Source organism: Streptomyces sp. WAC05292, from assembly GCF_003949955.1.
GTDB lineage: Bacteria > Actinomycetota > Actinomycetes > Streptomycetales > Streptomycetaceae > Streptomyces > Streptomyces globosus.
Map to the genome: position 1 here is coordinate 1 of NZ_RPSE01000716.1, position 1,388 is coordinate 1,388.

1 protein-coding gene is annotated in these 1,388 nt (G+C 71.3%); it reads left to right on the forward strand.

Annotation, left to right across the window (positions count from 1 at the left end; translation table 11 throughout):
* Positions 1-29: 29 nt before the first annotated feature.
* Positions 30-1,364 (forward strand): NAD(P)/FAD-dependent oxidoreductase, encoded by a 1,335-nt coding sequence (locus EF903_RS32575; protein ID WP_399422209.1) that lies wholly within the window; start codon positions 30-32, stop codon positions 1,362-1,364.
* Positions 1,365-1,388: the final 24 nt, after the last annotated feature.

Genomic DNA, 1,388 nt, shown 5'->3' on the forward strand with positions numbered 1-1,388 from the left:
CCCCCCGCCCGCAGGACGCCCCGACCCGCATCCTCGTCATCGGCGGCGGCTACGTCGGCATGTACACGGCCCTCCGGCTCCAGAAGAGGCTCAAGCCCGGAGAAGCCGAGGTCACGGTGGTCACCCCCGAGCCCTACATGACGTACCAGCCCTTCCTCCCCGAAGCGGCCGCCGGATCCATCTCCCCCCGCCACGTCGTCGTCCCGCTGCGCCGCGTCCTCGACAAGTGCCGCATCATCAGCGGCGAGGCCCGCCACATCGACCACGCCAAGCGCACGGCCACCATCACCACCCTGGCCACCGCCGAAGAGGGCAGCGGTCCCGTGGAGGTGGAGTACGACGAACTCGTCCTCGCCCCCGGCTCGATCTCCCGCACCCTCCCCGTCCCCGGCCTCGCCGACTACGGCATCGGCTTCAAGACCGTCGAAGAGGCCATCGGGCTGCGCAACCACGTCATCGAGCAGATGGACATCGCCTCCTCCACGCGCGATCCCGCCCTCCGCGACGCCGCCCTCACCTTCGTCTTCGTCGGCGGCGGCTACGCGGGCGTCGAGGCGCTCGGCGAACTCGAGGACATGGCCCGCTACGCCGCCCGCTACTACCACAACATCAAGCCCGAGGACATGAAGTGGGTGCTGGTCGAGGCCACCGACCGCATCCTCCCCGAGGTCGGCCCCCAGATGGGCGTCTACACCGTCCGCGAGCTGCGCCGCCGCGGCATCGACGTCCGCCTCGGCACCCGCCTGGAGTCCTGCGAGAACCGCGTGGCCGTCCTCAGCGACGGCTCCCGCTTCCCCACCCGCACCGTCGTCTGGACCGCCGGGGTCAAACCGCACCCGATCGTGGCCGCCTCCGGCCTGCCCCTCAACGACCGCGGCCGCATCCGCTGCACCTCCTTCCTCACCGTCGAGGGCGTCGAACACGCCTGGGCCGCCGGCGACGCCGCCGCCGTCCCCGACATCACCGCCGCCGAGCCGGGCCACGAATGCGCCCCCAACGCCCAGCACGCCGTCCGCCAGGCGAAGGTCCTCGCCGACAACCTCGCCGCCTCCCTCCGCGGGGGCGTCCTCACCGAGTACGCCCACCGCTACGCCGGCTCCGTCGCCTCCCTCGGCCTCCACCGAGGCGTCGCCCACGTCTACGGCCGCAAGCTGAAGGCGTACCCGGCGTGGCTGATGCACCGCATCTACCACCTCAGCCGGGTCCCCACCTTCAACCGCAAGATGCGCGTCCTCGCGGAATGGACCCTCTCGGGCCTCTTCACGCGCGAGATCGTCTCCCTCGGATCACTCGAACACCCCAGGGCAGAGTTCGAACTCGCCGCCGGCGGCGAGTTCGAACTCTGCCCTGGGGTGTTCGAGTGATCCGAGGGAGACGATCTCGCGCGT